We start from the raw sequence: 20,135 nt of genomic DNA, 5'->3' as shown, positions 1-20,135 counted from the left end.
CATGCTCCTTCGTTGAAGTCCCGTCATGGTACGGGCGGTGGCGGGGACGCCGTTGGTTGGCGGGTTCTAACGAAGCTGCTTTTGGCCGCGGCACGCGCGCTCGGCCCACGCGAGGCCCACGCCTAGTTCGCCGGCAACACCTGCCCGCGAATTTCGCCCGTCGGATTCTGCGCGGTATGAACATTGAAGTACCACTGCCCCGCCATCAGATCCGTGACCTGCTGCTCGGTCAGCTTCGCCGTGCCTTTGATCGGACTCGCGAGGCCATTCTTCTCGATCGGCACCTGGACCTTCGCGTTCTGGCCAACCGGCGCGGGACCGTGGAAATGCGCGGCGGTAACCGGACTGCTCAAGCCTTCGTAAGTAACAGTCCACTGCAGCGATTGGGTGGACGTGTCGAAGGTCGCATTCAGCATGCCGTGCCCGTGACTCACGCGCGGCGGCACTTCGCTCGACGGCTGGAGATTCGCCTTCAGCGCAACCGTATCCGCGAACGCAGCGCCCGACGCAAGCGCCCACACCACCACGGCCAGATTCAATTTTCGCAGCGAAATCATAGTCTTCTCCGGACATTGACGCGCCGCCGCGGCACCCGTGTCGGCCGTGCGGAGCTTCCACATACTAGTGCAAATCATTTGGAGCCGGTGAGGTTGGGATGGTGGCTTGCGCGGGCCGCTTTGATTCGAACCGGACTGTGATTAAAACCGAAGGCCTGATCGGCAAGGTGCGCAATGCGCACAGGCGTTCGTCACGATATGCCTAAAATACCGGCAAAAACGTAGTGCGAAATCGTTTTAATCGATTTAATCGAAAAGTCAATTGCGCGATTTGTAATGAATAAATGACGCTGTTCCTGGTATGCTTCGATTTGCGAGAAGTGACTCCTTCATCGAAGGATGTCTCCAAATCTTTAACGCGGCTTCGGCCGCGTTTTTTTTTCGTCCCGATTTTGGTCGCGGCCGTTTGAATCGGCCGCGTATTCGCGCGAGGTCAGCGCCCGCCGCCCGCTAGGCGAGCAATGCGGCCTGCTGTTCGATGCCATCGAGCATCGCCTCGCATTGGCGGATTAGCGCATGCCCCTCGTTACGCAACTGCTCGGGCGACTTCGCGACAATGTCGCGACGATAGGCTTCGAGCGCGTGTACGAGTGGCTGATACTGCAGCACGCTGGCCGCCCCCATCACCCGATGCAGCCACTCGGGCACCCGCCCCGTGTCCGCGCGTTCGAGTAACGTCGCAAGCACGTTGAAGTCTTCGCGCATCGACGAGATGAATGAACCGAGCAACGCCTTGACCGTCGACTCGCTTCCCCATAACTGCGTCATGTGTGCTAGTTCGATGGGCACGTACGGTTCGACACCGACGCGCTGCGTGATCTGCCGCTCGCCGGCCGGCGCAGACGATTCGCGACCGCATGTTTCTGCCGGCGCGGGGTGCCGAACGGTGTCGGTACCAAACCAGCGGCTCAGGTAGTCGCGCAACGTGGCGAGCCGAGTCGGCTTGATCAGACTGTCGTCCATGCCGGCTTCGCGGCACAGCCTCAGGTCGTCGGGCGCGGTGTTGGCCGTGATGCCGAGTATCGGCAGACGCTGCGCGCCGCCGCGCAGTGCCTCCGCTTCGCGGATACGGCGAGTCAGTTCGTAACCGGACAGGTTCGGCATGTGACAGTCCGTGATCAGGCAGCCATAGCTCGTGCGCTCGAGCGCGAGAAGCGCTTCGGCGCCGTCGTTCGCGACGTCGCACGCGAACCCCAGCAGGGCGAGTTGATGGCGGATCAACTCCTGATTGACTGGGTGATCTTCCGCGACAAGAATCAGTCGCCCGCTCGCGATCGCGCGTTCACGATCCGGCGGCGGCGCGACGCCATCGGTCGAGAACGGCACGCCTGGCGCTCGCGGTACCATCGGCGACATCGACGACAGGCCCGTCATCGCGGCCGCGCATGCGGCGCCGAGGCCGCGCCACGAAATCGGATTGATGCTCACGCGCACCTTGTCGGCGAGGATGCGGTAACCCGTCGGCATCGGCTTTTCGGTCAGCGTGACGACACGCGCATTTGCGCCGATCTGTACGGGCAACGTGACGTCCTCGCCGACGAACAGCAGATCCGCGCGGCTCAGCACGTCGCTTTTGCCCTGCGTCGCCGCAGCGGCCTGGAGGCTGCGCAGTTCGAGCCCGAGCGCCTCGCCGAAGTGTACGAGGGCTCGGCCGATGCGCGGATCTCGCGTGATCACGACGGCGCGTTTGCCGCGCAGACCGTTGATCGAATAACGCTGCTCGACGATCGGCATCGTCAGCCGCACGGTCATCCTCGTGCCGTGGCCCGGTTCGCTGCGCAGCGCGAGCGTGCCGTTCATCAGGTCGATCAGCTTGCGGCAGATCGTCAGCCCAAGGCCCGTGCCGCCGAAGCGCCGCGTCGTGGACGACTCAGCCTGCACGAACGGCTCGAACAGGCCCGCCTGCACATCCGGCGCGATGCCGATGCCGGTGTCCTCAACGGTCAGCTCCAACGTCTGCGAGTCCGCGCGATCCTGGACGACCGCCACGCTAACACCCACCTCGCCCTTCGGCGTGAACTTGATCGCATTGCCAAGCAGATTGAACAGAATCTGGCGCAGACGCACGCTGTCGCCGCGGAGCGTTGCGGCGGCGTCGGTCGCGATGTCGACGCGCACTTTCAGCCCTTTTTCGTGGGCGCGCCCCGCGAGCAGGCCGACCGCGTTATCGACGAGTTCGCGCAGATCGATCGGCTCGGCTTCGAGCGTGAGCCGCCCCGCCTCGATCTTCGAATAATCGAGCAGATCATCGAGAATCTGCAGCAGCGCGCCCGCCGACTCATGGATCATGCCGAGCATTTCGCTCTGATCGGTACTGAGCGGCGTGCGCTCGAGCACTTCGACGAGACCGAGCACACCGTTCATCGGGGTGCGGATTTCGTGGCTCATCATCGCGAAGAAGTCGTCCTTCGCGCGCGAGGCCGCCTCGGCCACATCGCGTGCCCGCGCGAGTTCCTCCGAACGCGCGCGCTCGACGCTCGCATCGACCCAATAGCCGCTCCAAACGACGCTGCCATCGGCTTCTCGCCGCGGCACCAGCTCGGCCCGCACCCACTTTAGTTGACCGGCGTTTTCGAGGCGGAACTCCATATGCACTGGGGAGGCGCAGCTCGCGGAACGCTCGAGCTCGGCGAGAACGCGCGGCCGATCCAGCTCCGACACTCGTTGGAAATCGACTCGTGCCCCCCCATGCCAATCACCCTCGCCGAGCAGATGCCGCGTGTCGCCGCCGATGTACGGGAAGGAATACGCGCCGGACGGCGAGCGCCGCAACTGGAACACGACGGCGGGCAACGAGCGCGTGACGTCGAACAGGCGCCGTTCGGTTTCGCTCGCGCGCATTTCAGCGCGCCGGATGTCGGTGATGTCGACCATCGTGCCAAGCACGTACGCCGGACGCCCATCGCTGGCCTCGCAGACGCTCGTCCAGAAAATCCCATGCCGCGTCTCGCCAGCGCCGTCCTCGAACTGGAGTTCGACTTTCGCGATGCCGCCGCCGCGCAGGATCTCGCCCGTGATGTCGTCGAGCACGCGGCTGTTTGCGTCGCCCCATGTGCCGACCTCGGTCGTCGTGCGCCCGAGCACGTCCTTCCGCTCCAGCCCGCACGCTTTCTCATAGGCCTCGTTGATCGCGATGTACCGTCCGTCCAGGCCTTTCGCGATGAGCGGATACGGCACCGTCTTCATCATCGTTTCCTGGAAGTTCAATTGCAGTGCGAGTTCGCGCTCGGTCTGCTTGCGTAGCCGGACTTCGCGTTGCAGCAGCACGTACGCGCGCAACGTGACCAGCAGCACGACGCCGATGCCGATCAGCACCGGCAGCAGCCGCACCGCAGTCACGCTCCATACGGCGTTGTCCGGCGCGGCGGGACTCACCCACTTGCGCCGGATGCGCTGCTTTTCGGCTGCCGGCATCGCCTGCAACGCGCGATCGATCAGCTTGACGAGCGGGCTCAGATCCTCGCGCACAGCAAAATACAACGAGTCGGATTCGCCGAGCGAGTCGAGCACCCTGAGCGCGCCGACGTAGTGCTGCCGCAGTTGCACGTTGATCGCGGCCGCGTTGCCGACCAGCACGTCGGCCTCGCCGCTCGCGACCATGCGCAGCGCCTCGCCCAGGCTCGCCGCGACGACGATGTGATCGACCGGCACCGCTTCCAACGCGAGCGGCACCGAGCCGGCCACATGCGGCGACATCACGACGCGGCACGACGTGATGTCGTCGAACGAGCACGGGGGCGGCGCGCCACTGCGCCCGACGATCACCAGCGGATCGCTCTCGTACACCCGGCTATGGTCGGCGCCTACCAGAAGCGCGGCGCGACTCGATGTGGAGGACAGCATCGCGAGGTCGCCACGCTGGAACGCCTCGACGGCGGCGGCCCAGTCGGCCATGCGCGCGCGGTTGAACACGACACCGAGCGTGCTGCTCAGGTACGTGAGGTAATCGGCGGTCAGACCGACGGGGCGGCCTGCGGAATCAACATAGCTGAACGGCGCCCAGTCGTTGTCGAAGCCGACCTGCAACGGCGGCAGCGAACGCAGCCAGTTCTTCTCTTCCGGCGTTAACGTGAAGCGTGGTGCATGCGGCGCGGGCGCCGCGTTGAAGTTGCCGGACAGCCAGCGCGCACGTATCGCGGCGGCCTCGGCGGGATTCATCGACACGAGCGCGCGGTTTAGCTGATCGCGCAAAGCAGGCTGGCGAGGCGATACGGCAAAGCGCAGGTCGAGCGCTTTGCCGCCTTGCTCGAACGCTACGCGCAGCTTGCGATACGCGTCGGTCGCCAGTTCGTATTGCACGACCGGCGTGAAGCCGAAGTAGACGTCTGCATCGCCATGCAGTAGCGCGTTCAGCGCTTCGTGCGTGCTCGCGAACGAGACGATACTCGCGCGAGGAAAACCTGCGCGCAACAAACGCTCACGCGCAAAACCGCGCTCGATCGCGGTACGCGCGCCAGCGAGGTCGGTGGGGCTCACACGCCGGGCGTCGTCGCGACGCACGACGGCCGAGGCGAACGAGTGGAAGTAAGGAGCCGTAAAGCTGAGGCAGCGCTCGCGCTCCGGCGTGCGCGCTATGCTCGTCAGCAGGTCGACCTCGCCGGCGCAAGCCGCGGCGACCAGCTTGGTCATGTTGGGAAAGCTCTTCGTCTCGATGACGACGTTCGGCCCCACGAGCGCGCGCAACAGGTCGCCGCTGACGCCGGCGAGCCGGCCGTCCTGCGGAATGTCGAACGGCGCCCAGCCTCCTTCGAGAATGCCGACCGTCAATCTGGCAGGAAATGCAATGGATGACGACGCGGAAGAACCCGCTCCCACTGCGGAAATTACGGGTGGCTGTGACGCAGCGCCGGCTGGTCCGGCCATGCAGACCGCATCCGTAACCGCCAGCAGGAAAAACGCGAGCCAATGCGTCACTGAGTGGCGCGGCGAGCGCGGCCAAAGACACCGCAACAAACGCCGCAGCCCCAATGCCAGCACCGCATCGACCGGAAGTGGTGAGTACCGCCCCTCGCTCACGAAACGTCACCCTGCCCGTCCACCAACGACACCGAAGACGAATCGGCTCCGCCGTCCAGAAACGAAAACAGCACGCCAGCCGCGATTGCTCCGGCCAACGGCGCGGCCCAGAACAGCCACAACTGATCCAGCGCCCAGTTGCCGACGAACAGCGCCTGCGCGGTCGAGCGTGCGGGATTGACCGCTCCATTGGTGATCGGAATGGACACCAGGTAGACGAGCATCAGACATGCGCCGGTGATGAATGGCGCAATCGTTGCCACCTCTTTTCGAACGACGACCAGCAGGCACGCTCCGACAAACACGAACGACAGCCCGCATTCCACGACGAGCGCCGCATGCAATGGATAGTCGGCGGGCGAATGAGCGCCGAAGCCGTTCGCCGCGAATTCACTCGCGGAGAGTTCGAAACCTGGCCGGCCGCTGGCGAGGTAGGCGAGCAGCGCCGCGGCGACTATTGCGCCCCAGATTTGCGCAGCGATATAGGGCAAGACATCACGCACGGGAAAGCGCTGCGCGATCGTCAGGCCGATGGTGACGGCAGGATTGAAATGCGCGCCGGAAATCTTGCCGAAGGCATAGCTGCCGGTAGCAAGCGCAAGACCGAACGCCAACGACATTTGCAACGCGCCAGTGCCCTGCAGCACGCCTGTGGTGTCCAGCACCGTACTGCCGCAGCCGACGAACACGAGCCAAGCCGTACCCACACCCTCGCTGCACAATCGCTTGCCTAGCGCAAACATCTCTATCCCGTCCATCAAGTATGAGGCACAGACGCCAAACGATCGCGCGAAGAGGTCTGCACCGGATTCCCCTGATCCATTGGTAATCGGATCACGAACCAGCCGCTTGGCAGTTGCGGCGCAAGGCGCGCAATGACAGGCGGCCAAGATTATTGGGTGCCCCCCACGCCACGGCAATCAGATAAGTCTGATAAGGGCTACCTCAAATCCATCGAGAACAAGAATTTGTGGCCGTTGCTGCGCCTCATATCAGCCCAATCTGAGTGGCGTAGTTGATCAGGTCGGCTTCTGTTTCCAGTCCGAGCTTGCGCATCGCGCTGCGTTTTTGCGTGCTGATGGTTTTGTCGCTACGTCGCAGACGTGTGGCGATCTCGTGCACCGCGAGGCCTCGCACATAGAGTTGAAACACCTCCCACTCGCGTGCGCTCATCACACCGCCGCGCCGGGGCGGCGCAGGCTCCGCGGTCCCGAGTGCGGCCCGAACCTGTTCCGATAGATGGGTGCCCCCGGCGGCAACGGCTTCGATTGCGTCGATCAATGCGTCCACGGCGTCGCGCTTGTCGACGATTCCAGTCACGCCGATATTGCGCAAGCCGGCCAACACATGCGCGCGCCCAATCATGGTCAGCACGACCACGTGGGGATGCGGCGTGCGCCGTAGCAGCCGGCGCAATAGCGGCACCGCGCTGGTGTCTCCGTCGAGTCCCGGCATGCCGATGTCCGACACGACGACGTCGCATGCGCAGGCATCGAGCAGCTTCGCGAGACCACGGGTGTCGGCAGCTTCGCCGACAATTTCGATATTTGGCTTGTCGCGCAGCAGAGATCGGACGCCCGCGCGAATGGAGTCGTGATCGTCCGCCACGACGACGTGAATCTTGTTTGGCATTCTTTTCCGTGACTTTTTTATGGTGTCGATCGGGCATACCGCACGAAATGTGTCCCCCGGTTATGCCGATATATTCGCCGCGCGCCTGCGCAGAATGTTGCCGCTCGCTTAACGGCTTTGACCAAGCCCTTCTGGCACTACGCCATACTCGACTGCGAAGCGAAACAGTTCGGCGTCGCTATTCAGCGACAGCTTGCGCATGGCCATGCACTTCTGCGCGCTGATCGTCTTCACACTACGTCCCAGCCGCGTGGCGATTTCCGTGACGCCGAGTCCTGACGCGTATTGCGTAAAAACCTCGAACTCTCGGCGAGACAGGGTGGCGCGCACGAAGTCGAGACGTTTCGTCAGCGTGACATCGGCCAGCATGGCGCGCACCGCCGGACCGACAAAACATTCGCGCGCCAGCGCCATGACCACCGCCACATGGATCAGATCGATACGATCACGTTTGCTCAGCAGCCCATCCACGCCGAGCGACATCACTTTGCGCAGCGTCGCCGCCTCCGTTTCCATTGTCAGAATGACGAGCGCCACGTTGGGATAGCGCGCCTTCAACTGCCTGACGACGTCGAACCGGTTGTCGTTGTGCCCTCCTGGCATGTAAAGGTCCATCAGCACGATATCGCAAGGACTGCGATCGACTTCGATGAACAGTTCGGCGACATCCGCCGCACGGCCAACCACCTTCAGGTCCGGATAGTTGCCAATCAGATTTTCTATAGCCAGCAGAACCAGCGGATGATCATCCGCAATGATCGTTCGAACAGGCGAGCCTGATGCAGCCATGAGGTTCATCGTCTGGCGCTCCTCGATACTTTCATTTCTCGACCTTGTTATGTGTGACCGGCGCTCACGCAATGGTCGAGCATTTCTATTGCGACAAACATCAGAGCGCTCTGAAATGGTACGAACAACCGTATGCCTGATGCTTAGGGTCTGTTTACATATGGAACGCACGTGCGAATGCCCGCTATCGCCGTCCCCCAAGGGGACGGCCGATAGCGGGCATTCCCCTGGAATGAAATTCAGAACTGGGGTTTGCCGCGAGAAGGGCCGCTCGCTGCGTCATGCTCCTTGCGAATACGTCGAGTATTCGCGGCGTCGCAATCCTTGCGAGCGGCCCTTCTCGCGGCAACGCACGTGCGTTCCATATGTAAACAGACCCTAGTCTTCCGATTCGAGGAGGACCGTGCCGCAGGCGCGCACACAGGAAAAAAGCGCGGGGTCGTCGTTGACGCCAAGCCGCGCCATCGCTTCGCGCTTGTGCCGGCTCACCGTGCGGCGATGGCAGCCGAGCGCCGCCGCGATCTGCACGATGGACTCGCCGCTCACGAGCCTGCGCAGGATGTCGGTCTGCCGCTTCGACAGCAGCAGGGCCGACACGAACCGACCGTTGTCCGGCTGCAAACGCGCGAGCGTTTCGACTACCGAGCGGCCCAGGTAGCGCGCGCCGCGCGCACTGTCGCAGACCGCTTGCGGCAGTTCCTCGAGCGAATCGGCTTTGCCGATCACACTGACCGCGGCATCGGCGACGACGACACGCAACATCGCGGCATTCGTCTGCCCAGTCACGACGACGACGCGCAATGACGGCCACTCGCCACGAATGCGCCGGATCAGGCCGAGTCCGTCGCCAATCTCGCCGGCGGGCTCCGGCATGGAAAGATCGACGACGAGCACGTCGCACGGTGTGTGTTGCAGCAATGCGATCAACGCAGTGGGCATCTGCGCCTGACCGACGACGGACAGACCCTCGTGCGCCTCCAGTGTCGATTTCAGGCCAAGCAGGACGAACGGGTGATCGTCCGCCAGAATGATTCGAAGATTTGTCACGATTAGTCTCGCTCGTTATAAGAATGGTCGAAATGCGCGCGGCAGTGGCTGTGCGGGCGGCAGGCGTCGACCTGCGTCGCGGCACTCAAGCGACGTGCCGGAAAAGCCATCTGATCACCCTCGCAAATTCACGACAATCGGAGCGTTCCTAATCCAGATCAATAATCGGGATAATTTATAGTTCGACCAGGCAATATGCGCACCGTGATTCGAATCGAATCAAAATCAATTCGGCAACGCAAAGCGCGCGCTGTTCGCCCCATGTCTCACGCCGCATCGCAAGCACGCGTCGCGCGCATCGCACGCGTCGACGCGGCGCGCGGAAACACCGGCAATGCGAGCAACGCGCAAGCGCTCGCCACCGTCCACACCAGCGGCCATGCTCCGATAGACAGCAGCGCCGGAATCGCAAGCGGCGTCACGAACAGCGTGAGGAACACGCAGGTGTTGCCCATCGCGAGCGCGGTGCCCGCGCGGCGAGTACCGGCGAGCGTCGCGAGTTCGGTGAACGCGACGCCGTGCCACGCCGACGCGCTAACTCCGCCGAGTACGATCATCAGCGCGAACGGCGCGACCGCCCCGGCGCGACGCAGCCCGATGAGCCCGGTCGCGAGCGCGAGCAGCACGAACAGCACGGCGGTCACCAGACTGCATGCCCGCATATACGCGCGGCGGTTGCCGCGCCGGTCGGTCCACGCGCCGCTCCAGACCCGCGCGATCGCGGCGCCAGTCTGCACCGCGGCCATCGTCGCGCTGATCGCGAACACGCCGGCACGCCCGAAGTCGTGCAGGAACACCGTGCCGAATGTGATCACGGCAATCTGCGGCATGCACAGCGCGCCCGCGCCGAGCGCGACGCGCCAGATCGCGATGTCGCGCAATGGGGAGATCATCGGCGGCGGTGCGCTGACGTTCGAGGAGTCCAACCTCCGACCGTTGGCCGCCGCAGCACGGGCCGTCGCAGCCGCGCGCACTCCTTTGGGCGCCGGCGTATCGTCCGTGTGTGCGGGCTCGTGCAGCCAGCGCCACGCGAACCATGCGGTGATCGCGCACGCCAACGCCAGTACCGCATAGGCGCTCGCAAAACCAAAGTGCGAGGCGAGCACCGGCAGGACCACTGCGCCGAGTCCACCGCCCGCCGGCACGGCGGTTTGGCGGATGCTCATCGCGAGGCCGCGCTCGCCTTCGCGAAACCACGCCATCACCGCCCGGCCGCTCGATCCGTTGACGCTGCCGCCCAGCAGTCCGACCAACAGCAGCCCGAGCGCGAGCGGGACGATGCCGGGCACCTGCGCGCCGCCCGGCGACACGAACAGCGCGAGACCGGCGAGCGCGACCGCGGTCGACAGCAAGCCGAGCAGCAGCACCCGGCGATCGCCCCAGCGGTCGGTTAGCAGCCCCCACGGCAACTCGCTGACCGCAATGCCCAGGCCGAGCATGCCGAGCACGAGGCCGAGCCCGTGGTTGCCCAGGTGGTAGTCCGAGCGCAGGAACACCGCTGTCGTCGGAATCCCCGAAAATGCCGCCGAAAAGCTCGCATTCGCGGCAAAACCAACGCCCAGCACCTTCCAGCGATGCCGCGCGCCGCGCTCGCCGGTGCCGCCCGACGCTGTCATCGATCCGTTTTCCATCACACCCTCCGTGTGTCATTCGAGGGTATGCTACGGCTTGGCATTCCATCGGCAAAGCCGGAAATTTAGATCGCCACCATCGGAAAAACCGAATCATGAGCCAGCGTGGTTTCGACCTTGCGCAGTTGCGGACCTTCGTCGCCGTCGCCGAATCGGGCGGGGTGTCGGCAGGCGCTGAGCGCGTGTTCCTGTCGCAGTCGTCGGTAAGCGAGCAGCTGAAGAAGCTCGAGGAGCGCGCCGGCCAGCCGCTCCTCGTGCGCAGCCGGCAGGGTGCGAGTCCGACGTCCGCGGGCGAGCGCCTGCTCGAGCATGCGCGCCGCATCATCGCGATGAGCGAAGCGGCCTTCGACGACCTGCAAGGCCGCTCGCTCGACGGCGAGCTGCGCATCGCGATCACCGATTACTACCGGCCGCACGACATCGCGCGCATCCTCAAGACGTTTTCGGAACAGCATCCGCGGCTGAAGCTGCACGTGACGGTGCTGCCGAGCGCGGTGATCGACAGCGGCGCGGACGATCACGCGTCGTTCGACATCGGTTTGTCGGCGCGGCTCGTCACAGGCCAGTTGCGTGCACGCGGCGCGGGTGCCGGTGCCGCGAGCATCGTCGTGCGGCGCGAAAGGCTGCTATGGGCCAGTTGCGCCGATGCCGCCACCCGCCCCATCGCGCCGTATCAACTGGTGCTGCTGCCGTCGACGTGTCAGTTGCAGCGCTTCGCCGTCAAGCTGCTCGACCAACACAAGGTACCGTACGTGGTGTCGCATTCGGCGTCGGGCGTCGCGGGCCTGCAGCTCGCATTGAAGGCGGGGCTCGGGATTTCCTGTCTGAACGAGTCGTCGCTCGGCGGCGGCGTGGTGGCGTGTGCCGCGAACTTCGGCTTGCCACCGCTGCCCGCCATCGAGTTTCATCTGCTGCCGCGGCGTCCGGGCGAAAGCGAGTTGGTCAGCAATGCACGTGATGCGCTCGTGCGGCTCTTCGCATGACGCGCGACGATCGCGACGCAGCACTGCTCGATGTGCCACGGCGTACTCGGCACCGTGCAGGTCACCGCGCCGGCGCTGGCCGGGCAGTACGCCGACGTGCCCTACAAGGAATTGCGCGACTTCCAGAGCGGCCAGCGGCAAAGCGCGGTCATGCAGGCAATCATCGCGGGACGCAGCGACCAGGATCTGCACGATCTGGCGGTGTACTACGCGTCGCTCCCGCTCCCCGCGGCGGCCGAGAAGACCCGAGCCGGCGAAGGACCCGATGCGACAGCAACCAGGCTCGTGATGCAGGGCGACCCGCAACGCAATATCGCAGCGTGCGCCGCGTGTCATGGCCAACTCGATCGCAAGGGCGCGGCGCCGTGGCTCGGCGGACAGTCGGCGGCCTATCTGGCCGCGCAGTTGCAGGCGTTCGCTTCGGGCGCGCGGCGCAACGACATCAACGAGCAGATGCGCAATGTCGCGCGGCAGATGACGCCCGAGGAAATCGATGCCGTGGCGAGGTATTACGCGGCCATGCAGTAGTGGGACGGTGAGAGGTCGCGGGTTGACGCAGCGCAACGGCTCGCGTTACGCCGCGACAAACTCGCTGTCCAGTCTCCGCTCGCCGGCAACACCGGCCAGCGTCGCGCCGGGCGCTGGAGCACGGCTGCGCGATTCGCTGCCGGTCCGGAACACCGCCACCGCCGTCGACAGGCGCCGCGCCTGATCTTCCAGCGAACTCGCCGCCGCGGCCGCCTGCTCGACGAGCGCCGCGTTCTGCTGCGTGACCTCGTCCATCTGACCGACCGCGCGATTGACCTGATCGATGCCGGTGCTCTGTTCGAGCGCCGCCGCCGCGATCTCGTTCATGATGGAACTGACGCGCGCGATCGCGCCGACGATGTCGTTCATCGTCGTGCCCGAGCGCTCGACGAGCTGCGAGCCCTGCTCCACGCGGGTGGTCGACGCGTCGATCAAGCCCTTGATCTCCTTGGCCGCCGCCGCGCTGCGCTGCGCGAGCGAGCGCACTTCGCTCGCGACGACCGCGAAGCCGCGTCCCTGCTCGCCCGCTCGCGCCGCCTCGACCGCGGCGTTCAGCGCGAGGATGTTGGTCTGGAACGCGATGCCCTCGATTACGCCAACGATATCGGCAATCCGCCGCGAATCGTCGACGATGCCGTGCATCGTGCCGACCACCTGCTCGGTCAGCTCGCCGCCCTGCGCGGCCAGCGTCGAGGCGCCCTGCGCGAGCGAGCTCGCCTCTTTCGCGTTGTCGGCCGTCTGCTTGACCGTCGTGGTCAGCTCTTCGATGCTCGCGGCCGTTTCCTCGAGCGCCGCCGCCTGCTCCTCGGTGCGTTGCGACAGATCGGCGTTGCCGGCCGCGATCTCGCTGACGCCGGTATCGATCGAATCGGTACCTTGACGAACCGCGTTGACCGTCGCGATCAGCGACTCCTGCATCTTGCGCAGCGCGGCCGCGAGACGGCCCATCTCGTTGTCGCTGAGCACCTCGATGCGGCCGCTCAGGTCGCCGTTGGCAATGCGCTGGAACTGCGCGATCGTCGCATCGACCGGCGTGACGATCGCGCGCACGAGCACGAAGCGGGCGAGCAAGCCGCCGACCAGCGACAGCGCAATGCCGATCGCCACCGCCGTGCTGATCGCGTAGAACAGGTCCTGCGCATCCTTGTAGCGCTGTGCGCCGTGATCGAGCTGCAACTGCTCGAGCGCGAGCATGGCCTTCTCGTACGCGCTGTACAGCGACGGCAGTTTATGCGCCTGCAATTGCTGGAAGGCGTTGGTGTCGCTCGACTTCAGCGCGGCGAGGGTCGGGTCGACGCCGTCGTGCAGGAACGCGTCGCGCTTCTGCTGCATGTCGGCGATCAGACGCTGCTCATCGGCATCCGTGCCCGCATGGCTCAAATAGTGGGCAAGCCGCTCGTCAGAGGCTTTGCGGTACTGATCGAAGCGCTTGAGCACGGCGTTCGCGCCGTCCTGATCGTTCAGCGCGACGAGCGACGCGTACGTCGCGAGCGCGAGCCGCAGGCGCAGCAGTTGGCCGGCGCTGCCTTCGAGGTCGGCGACGGCGGGCGTGTCGACCGTGTACATCTGTTGCAGCGACGCGTTCGACGAGCGCAGCGACAACAATCCCGCGGCCGCGCCGAGCAGCAGCACGATGCCGAAGAACACGATCATCAGGGTAAGGCTGGTGCGAATCGACAGCTTTTTCAACATCGGACTGGTCTCCTTGGGCTGCCCGGCCGATGATTCCGTATCGTTGACGATAGCTGCATGGCCACGCAGGCTGCGCCCACGCCGTTCGGCCCGGTCCGCAACTTATCTGAAAATTAAGCAAACAGCACATTCGGGACAACGGCGTATCGGCCGAAAACTTTATGGTTGATCGCTCGCCCGGCTTGCGTTACATCAATAGAGTCTCGAAGCCCGTTTGCTGAAGCCCTTCTGTCGAAGCCCCTTCCTGCCCGGAGCGCGCCCATGTCGGAAATCGGTTCGGCCGTACTCGTGTTCGCGCTGCTGCTGATCGCCACCGGCCTCGGCGTCGGGGTGCGGCCGCTGCTGCCGGAAGAGCATAAGGCACACGAGACCGTACAGCTCGTGCAGCTCGTGATCGGCATGCTGGTGACGTTCGCCGCGCTGGTGCTGGGTTTGATGACGGCATCGGCGAAAGCGAGCTTCGACACCGCGTCGAACGATATGCGCAGCTATGCGGCCGAACTGATCGAATTCGACTCGACACTGCGCGAGCTCGGCAGCGCGGCCGACGAATCGCGGCGCCTGTTGCGCCAGTACACGGCGGCGGCGATCGCTTCGACATGGCCGCGCGAGCCCGCGCCGAGCGGCGACTATCCGCGCGATCTCGGGCCGCCGGGCAATTCGCAGCAACTAGAAAACGTGCATCTGGGCGACATGCTGACCACGGTGGGGCGGCAATTGCGACAGCTGCGCACGCAGGATGCGTTGCAGCAACGTGCACTCGATGACGCGTTGACGCAGTACCGGCACGTCATCGATGCGCGCTGGAAAATCATCGAGGAAGCGCACAGCTCGATTTCGCAGCCGTTCTTCAAGACGTTGACGTTCTGGCTAGGCGTGATCTTTCTGAGCTTCGGGTTGATCGCGCCGCGTAATGCGTTGGCGCTGGTGACGATATCGCTGGGAGCGGTGTCGATTGCTTCGGCGGTTTATGTGATCGTCGATCTCGACACGCCGTTCACCGGGCCGATCGTGATTTCGAGTCTGCCGTTGCGGGATACGTTGGAGCATTTGAGTCGGTGAGTTTCTGACGGAATGCCCCGTCCGCGCGCGTGACGTAAAAAATGCCGGCAAACAGAAGGCAGAAAGGCCCGCTTTCCTGGCAGAAAGCGGGCCTCTGTTTTTGTGTCGATCAGCGGGACGCTGGTCGGCTCGGCATCGAGCCGCAACGATCAGAACGGAATATCGTCGTCCATCTCGTCGAAGCCGCCGCCAGCCGGCGCGCTCGGACGGCTCGCACCGCCACCGCCGCTACCGCCACGCGAACCGCCGCCCGACGACATCGCGCGACCACCGCCGCCGCCGCTGCGCTCCGACGGGTCGCCACGGCTATAACCGCCTTCATCGCCGCCACCCATCGACGCGCCGCCGCGGCCGCCGAGCATCTGCATCTGCTCCGCGACGATCTCGGTCGAATAGCGATCGGTGCCGTCCTGCGCCTGCCACTTGCGCGTGCGGATGCGCCCTTCGAGGTACACCGACGAGCCCTTCTTCAGATATTCCGCCACGATTTCCGCGAGGCGGCCGAAGAACGCGACGCGGTGCCACTCGGTGGCTTCCTTCATCTCGCCCGACGCCTTGTCCTTGTAGCGGTCCGTCGTCGCAAGGCGGATGTTCGCCACTGCGTCGCCGCTCGGAAGATAGCGGACTTCCGGATCGGCGCCGAGGTTGCCGACCAGAATGACCTTGTTCACGGATGCCATGAATTTCTCCTGTTGATTCCTGTTGCAGGCGGCGCGGCACTACGCGGTTCGCGTCTCGCGGCCGGCAGGCCCGAGACCAGAAGAGCGCCTCTGCCCGCCGCCGGGTGAGTTCTGGATGATTCGGGAGGTGCCCCGAGTACGCTGTGTTATGCCTTGCGCGGCGGCTGTTTCATCTTTGCGGCGATTATAAGCCAGCAAAATACCAGCCCGGAGCAGGCGAAGAAAACCGCGCTCTGGCCGTTCACCTTCAGCAGCCAGCCACCGACCATTCCGCCCAGCGCAAGACCGATCGACTGCGTGGTGTTGTACACGCCGGCCGCGGCTCCCTTGCGGGTACCGGGCGCGAGCTTCGACACCAGCGAAGGCTGCGAGGCCTCGAGAATATTGAAGCCGAGAAAGTACACGAACAGGATCGCCGCCACACTCAGAATCGTATGCGGAGCAACGCCCAATAACAACTGGCCGATCAGGATAAGAGCGATCGCCGACAGCAGCACGATCTTCATCTTGCCGCGCTTCTCGGCGGCGATGATCGCCGGCACCATCATCACGAACGACAGCCCCATCACCGGCAGATACACCTTCCAGTGTGAAGCGACCGGCAGCCCGCCCGCTTCGAGAATGCGCGGCACGACGAGGAACAGCGCAGTTTGCGTGGCGTGCAGCACGAGCACGCCGAAATTCAAACGCAGCAACTCGACGTTGTGCAGCACTTCGGCGAACGGCGCGCGCACATGCACCGGCTTCGGCGCATCGGGCACGACCCATATCACGACGCCGATAGCGAGAATCGAGAACACGCCGACCAGCGTGAAGAGCCCGCTCATGCCGAGCCAGTGGAACACGATCGGCGCGCCGACGATCGCGACCGCGAACGACACGCCGATGCTGCCGCCGACCATCGCCATCGCCTTCGTGCGATGTTCCTCCGAGGTCAGATCGGCGATGAACGCGATCACCGCCGACGACACCGCACCCATCCCCTGAATCACCCGGCCGACGATGATCCACGTCATGTCGTGCGCGGCCGCCGCGACGAAGCTGCCGATCGCGAAGATCAGCAGGCCCGTCGCGATCACCGGCTTGCGGCCGACCTTGTCGGAGATCCAGCCATAGAAGATGTAGAGCATCGACTGCGTGACGCCGTACGCGCCGAGCGCGATGCCGACGAGCAGCACGTTTTCGCCGCCGGGAATGGTCTTCGCGTAGATCGAGAACACCGGCATGATCATGAAGAGACCCAGCATGCGCAGCGCGAAGATGGCGGCAAGCGACACGGTCGCGCGCAATTCGGGCGCGCTCATGCGTGTGGAGATGGCGGACGGATTGGACATCGAAGCGTTGTTTGAATGAACCGGGCGGCGAGCCCGTGGGGACAGCCTTGGCCGCCGGCACAGTGGAGCAGAACGAACAGGCAGGCGGCTAGCCCCGGCATATCGGCGGGTCCGCGCCGACGAGACGCGCAAAGCCCGTGCCCCATCGCCCCCGCTCGTCCCTCGCGGCATCTTGTACTCACGGAAAACGGCCCCAGTTTCGCCTTTTTCCCGCTGTCAGCACACCGTAACGGCGGTCTGGAAAAGTCGTTATAGTAGCAGGTTTGGCCTCTTTCCCTTTCCGCAGTTCATGGAATAAATCCGTGGAACAAATCCGTATTCGTGGGGCTCGCACCCACAACCTGAAGAACGTCAATCTCGACCTACCGCGTCACAAGCTCGTCGTTATCACGGGGCTTTCGGGCTCCGGCAAATCGTCGCTGGCGTTCGATACGCTGTATGCGGAAGGACAGCGGCGCTACGTCGAAAGTCTGTCCGCCTATGCGCGGCAGTTCCTGCAACTGATGGAAAAGCCGGACGTCGACCTGATCGAAGGCTTGTCGCCGGCTATCTCGATCGAACAGAAGGCGACCTCGCACAATCCGCGCTCGACGGTCGGCACCGTCACCGAAATCCACGACTATCTGCGTCTGCTGTTCGCGCGCGTCGGCACGCCCTACTGCCCCGATCACGAGATTCCGCTCGAAGCGCAAAGCGTGTCGCAGATGGTCGACGCGGCGCTCGCGCTGCCCGAGGAAACGCGCGTGATGATCCTCGCGCCCGTCGTCAGCGATCGCAAGGGCGAGCACACGGATCTGTTCGAGGACATGCAGGCGCAAGGCTTCGTGCGCTTTCGCGTGCGCTCGGGCGGCGGCACCGCCAACGAAGGCACCGCGAAAATCTATGAAGTCGACTCTCTGCCGAAGCTGAAGAAAAACGACAAGCACACGATCGACGTCGTGATCGATCGTCTGCGCGTGCGCCCCGACGTGAAGCAGCGCCTTGCCGAATCGTTCGAAACGGCGCTGCGTCTCGCCGACGGCCGCGCGATCGCGCTCGAAATGGATACGGACAAGGAGCACCTGTTCAGCTCGAAGTTCGCCTGCCCGATCTGCTCCTATTCGCTGCAGGAACTCGAGCCGCGCCTGTTCTCGTTCAACAACCCGATGGGCGCGTGCCCCGAATGCGACGGCCTCGGCCAGATTACGTTCTTCGATCCGAAGCGGGTGGTCGCGCATCCGTCGCTGTCGCTCGCGGCGGGCGCGGTGAAGGGCTGGGACCGGCGCAACCAGTTCTACTTCCAGATGCTGCAGAGCCTCGCGGCGTTCTACGACTTCGACATCGACACCGCGCTCGAGGACCTGCCGGAGAAAGTCCGCAAGATCCTGCTGTACGGTTCGGGCAAGCAGGAAATTCCGTTCTCGTACATCAACGAGCGCGGCCGCACGTCGGTGCGCGAGCACGTGTTCGAAGGGATCATCCCGAATCTGGAGCGGCGCTACCGCGAAACGGATTCGTCCGCGGTGCGCGAAGAACTCGCCAAATACCAGAATAACCAGCCATGCCCGGCGTGCGCGGGCACGCGGCTGCGTCGCGAGGCGCGCTTCGTGCGCATCGGCGCGGACAGCGACGCGCGCGGCATCTTCGAGATCAGCGGCTGGCCGTTGCGCGATGCGCTCGGCTACTTCCAGACCCTGCGTCTCGAAGGCTCGAAGCGCGAGATCGCCGACAAGGTCGTCAAGGAAATCGTCGCGCGTCTGATGTTCCTGAACAACGTCGGGCTCGATTACCTGTCGCTCGAACGCAGCGCCGAAACGCTGTCGGGCGGCGAAGCGCAGCGCATTCGCCTCGCTTCCCAGATCGGCTCGGGGCTGACCGGCGTGATGTACGTGCTCGACGAACCGTCGATCGGCCTGCATCAGCGCGACAACGACCGGCTGATCTCGACGCTCAAGCATCTGCGCGATCTCGGCAACTCGGTGATCGTCGTCGAGCACGACGAGGACATGATCCGCATGGCCGACTATGTGGTCGACATGGGCCCGGGCGCCGGCGAGCACGGCGGCATGGTGATCGCCGAGGGCACGCCGAAAGAGGTGCAGAAGAACGCGGCGTCGCTGACGGGCCAATACATGTCTGGCGCGCGCACGATCGAATACCCCGACGAGCGCAAGGATCCCGACGAGCGGCGCCTGCGCATCGTCGAGGCGTACGGCAACAATCTGCACAACGTCACGCTCGATCTGCCGGTGGGTCTTTTGACCTGCGTGACCGGCGTGTCCGGCTCGGGCAAGTCGACGCTGATCAACGACACGCTGTATCACGCGGTCGCGCATCATCTGTACGGCTCGGCCACGGAGCCGGCGCCGTACGAGTCGATCGAGGGCCTCGAACACTTCGACAAGGTGATCAACGTCGATCAGTCGCCGATCGGCCGCACGCCGCGCTCGAATCCGGCCACCTACACGGGCCTTTTTACGCCGATCCGCGAGCTGTTCGCGGGCGTGCCGGCCGCCAAGGAGCGCGGCTACGATCCGGGGCGCTTCTCGTTCAACGTGAAGGGCGGGCGCTGCGAATCGTGCCAGGGCGACGGCGTGCTGAAGGTCGAAATGCACTTCCTGCCCGACGTGTACGTGCCGTGCGACGTGTGCCACGGCAAGCGCTACAACCGCGAAACGCTCGATATCCAGTACAAAGGCAGCAACATCAGCGAAGTGCTCGACATGACGGTCGAACACGCGTACGAGTTCTTCAAGGCCGTGCCGGTCGTCGCGCGCAAGCTGAAAACCCTGCTGGACGTGGGTCTCGGCTATATTCGCCTGGGTCAGTCGGCCACCACGCTGTCGGGCGGCGAGGCGCAGCGTGTGAAACTGTCGCTGGAACTGAGCAAGCGTGATACCGGTCGCACGCTATACATCCTTGACGAACCGACTACCGGCCTGCACTTTCACGATATCGCGCAGTTGCTGGAAGTCATACACCGGTTGCGTGACCAGGGTAATACCGTCGTGATCATCGAACATAATCTCGATGTAATCAAAACTGCGGACTGGGTCATCGATCTCGGCCCCGAAGGCGGCGCCGGCGGCGGGCAGATCATCGCCCAGGGCACGCCCGAGCAGGTCTCGAAGTCGAAGGCCAGTTTTACCGGCAAATATCTGGCGCCGCTGCTCAAGCGCGCCGCCACCACAAAGTAACGCTGCAC

13 protein-coding genes and 1 pseudogene are annotated in these 20,135 nt (G+C 64.5%); 4 read left to right on the top strand and 10 right to left on the bottom strand.

What is annotated here, in order from left to right; translation table 11 throughout:
* Positions 1-122: 122 nt before the first annotated feature.
* From OKW26_RS36015 to OKW26_RS35985, 7 genes are all read right to left on the bottom strand, one after another.
* Positions 123-557, bottom strand: coding sequence for a CHRD domain-containing protein (locus OKW26_RS36015; protein WP_184062452.1), 435 nt, complete (start codon positions 555-557; stop codon positions 123-125).
* A gap of 450 nt (positions 558-1,007) precedes the next feature.
* Entirely contained in the window at positions 1,008-5,420 is a 4,413-nt protein-coding gene (locus tag OKW26_RS36010; protein WP_429356573.1) for an ATP-binding protein, read from the bottom strand.
* 149 nt (positions 5,421-5,569) lie between these two features.
* Entirely contained in the window at positions 5,570-6,316 is a 747-nt protein-coding gene (aqpZ, locus tag OKW26_RS36005) for an aquaporin Z (RefSeq protein ID WP_429356572.1), read from the bottom strand.
* 244 nt (positions 6,317-6,560) lie between these two features.
* A complete protein-coding gene (locus tag OKW26_RS36000) occupies positions 6,561-7,205 on the bottom strand; it encodes a response regulator (protein WP_429356571.1) in 645 nt (214 codons plus the stop codon).
* Positions 7,206-7,313: 108 nt separating this feature from the next.
* Positions 7,314-8,003 (bottom strand): response regulator transcription factor, encoded by a 690-nt coding sequence (locus tag OKW26_RS35995; RefSeq protein ID WP_090802973.1) that lies wholly within the window; start codon positions 8,001-8,003, stop codon positions 7,314-7,316.
* 369 nt (positions 8,004-8,372) lie between these two features.
* The gene (locus OKW26_RS35990) at positions 8,373-9,041 is read right to left on the bottom strand and encodes a response regulator transcription factor (RefSeq protein WP_184053870.1); all 669 of its coding nucleotides are present in this window, start codon (positions 9,039-9,041) and stop codon (positions 8,373-8,375) included.
* A gap of 266 nt (positions 9,042-9,307) precedes the next feature.
* The gene (locus OKW26_RS35985) at positions 9,308-10,672 is read right to left on the bottom strand and encodes an MFS transporter (RefSeq protein ID WP_429356570.1); all 1,365 of its coding nucleotides are present in this window, start codon (positions 10,670-10,672) and stop codon (positions 9,308-9,310) included.
* 95 nt (positions 10,673-10,767) lie between these two features.
* Here OKW26_RS35985 and OKW26_RS35980 point away from each other — a divergent pair, with 95 nt between their 5' ends.
* Positions 10,768-11,655, top strand: coding sequence for a LysR family transcriptional regulator (locus tag OKW26_RS35980; RefSeq protein WP_429356569.1), 888 nt, complete (start codon positions 10,768-10,770; stop codon positions 11,653-11,655).
* A 3-nt stretch (positions 11,656-11,658) separates the two neighbouring features.
* Positions 11,659-12,183: pseudogene (locus OKW26_RS35975) on the top strand (c-type cytochrome); the annotation flags it as partial.
* 45 nt (positions 12,184-12,228) lie between these two features.
* Here OKW26_RS35975 and OKW26_RS35970 read toward each other — a convergent pair.
* A complete protein-coding gene (locus tag OKW26_RS35970) occupies positions 12,229-13,875 on the bottom strand; it encodes a methyl-accepting chemotaxis protein (protein WP_429356568.1) in 1,647 nt (548 codons plus the stop codon).
* A gap of 261 nt (positions 13,876-14,136) precedes the next feature.
* On the opposite strand from OKW26_RS35970, the gene OKW26_RS35965 reads away from it, so the two are divergent.
* Positions 14,137-14,937, top strand: a complete 801-nt coding sequence (locus OKW26_RS35965) for a hypothetical protein (RefSeq protein ID WP_429356567.1) — start codon at positions 14,137-14,139, stop codon at positions 14,935-14,937.
* Between the two features lie 149 nt (positions 14,938-15,086).
* Here OKW26_RS35965 and OKW26_RS35960 read toward each other — a convergent pair whose 3' ends face one another.
* The gene (locus OKW26_RS35960; protein WP_429356566.1) at positions 15,087-15,617 is read right to left on the bottom strand and encodes a single-stranded DNA-binding protein; all 531 of its coding nucleotides are present in this window, start codon (positions 15,615-15,617) and stop codon (positions 15,087-15,089) included.
* 146 nt (positions 15,618-15,763) lie between these two features.
* On the bottom strand, positions 15,764-16,951 hold the full coding sequence (locus OKW26_RS35955) for an MFS transporter (protein WP_184027022.1): 1,188 nt from the start codon (positions 16,949-16,951) through the stop codon (positions 15,764-15,766).
* A gap of 302 nt (positions 16,952-17,253) precedes the next feature.
* Between OKW26_RS35955 and uvrA the strand changes: the two genes are divergently transcribed.
* A complete protein-coding gene (gene uvrA / locus OKW26_RS35950) occupies positions 17,254-20,127 on the top strand; it encodes an excinuclease ABC subunit UvrA (RefSeq protein WP_184062465.1) in 2,874 nt (957 codons plus the stop codon).
* The last annotated feature ends 8 nt before the right edge of the window (positions 20,128-20,135 follow it).

Source organism: Paraburkholderia sp. 32 (genome assembly GCF_050435345.1).
Taxonomy (GTDB): Bacteria; Pseudomonadota; Gammaproteobacteria; order Burkholderiales; family Burkholderiaceae; genus Paraburkholderia; species Paraburkholderia tuberum.
The sequence above is the reverse complement of the archived record's forward strand: the minus strand, read 5'-3'. Positions and strand labels throughout refer to the sequence as shown.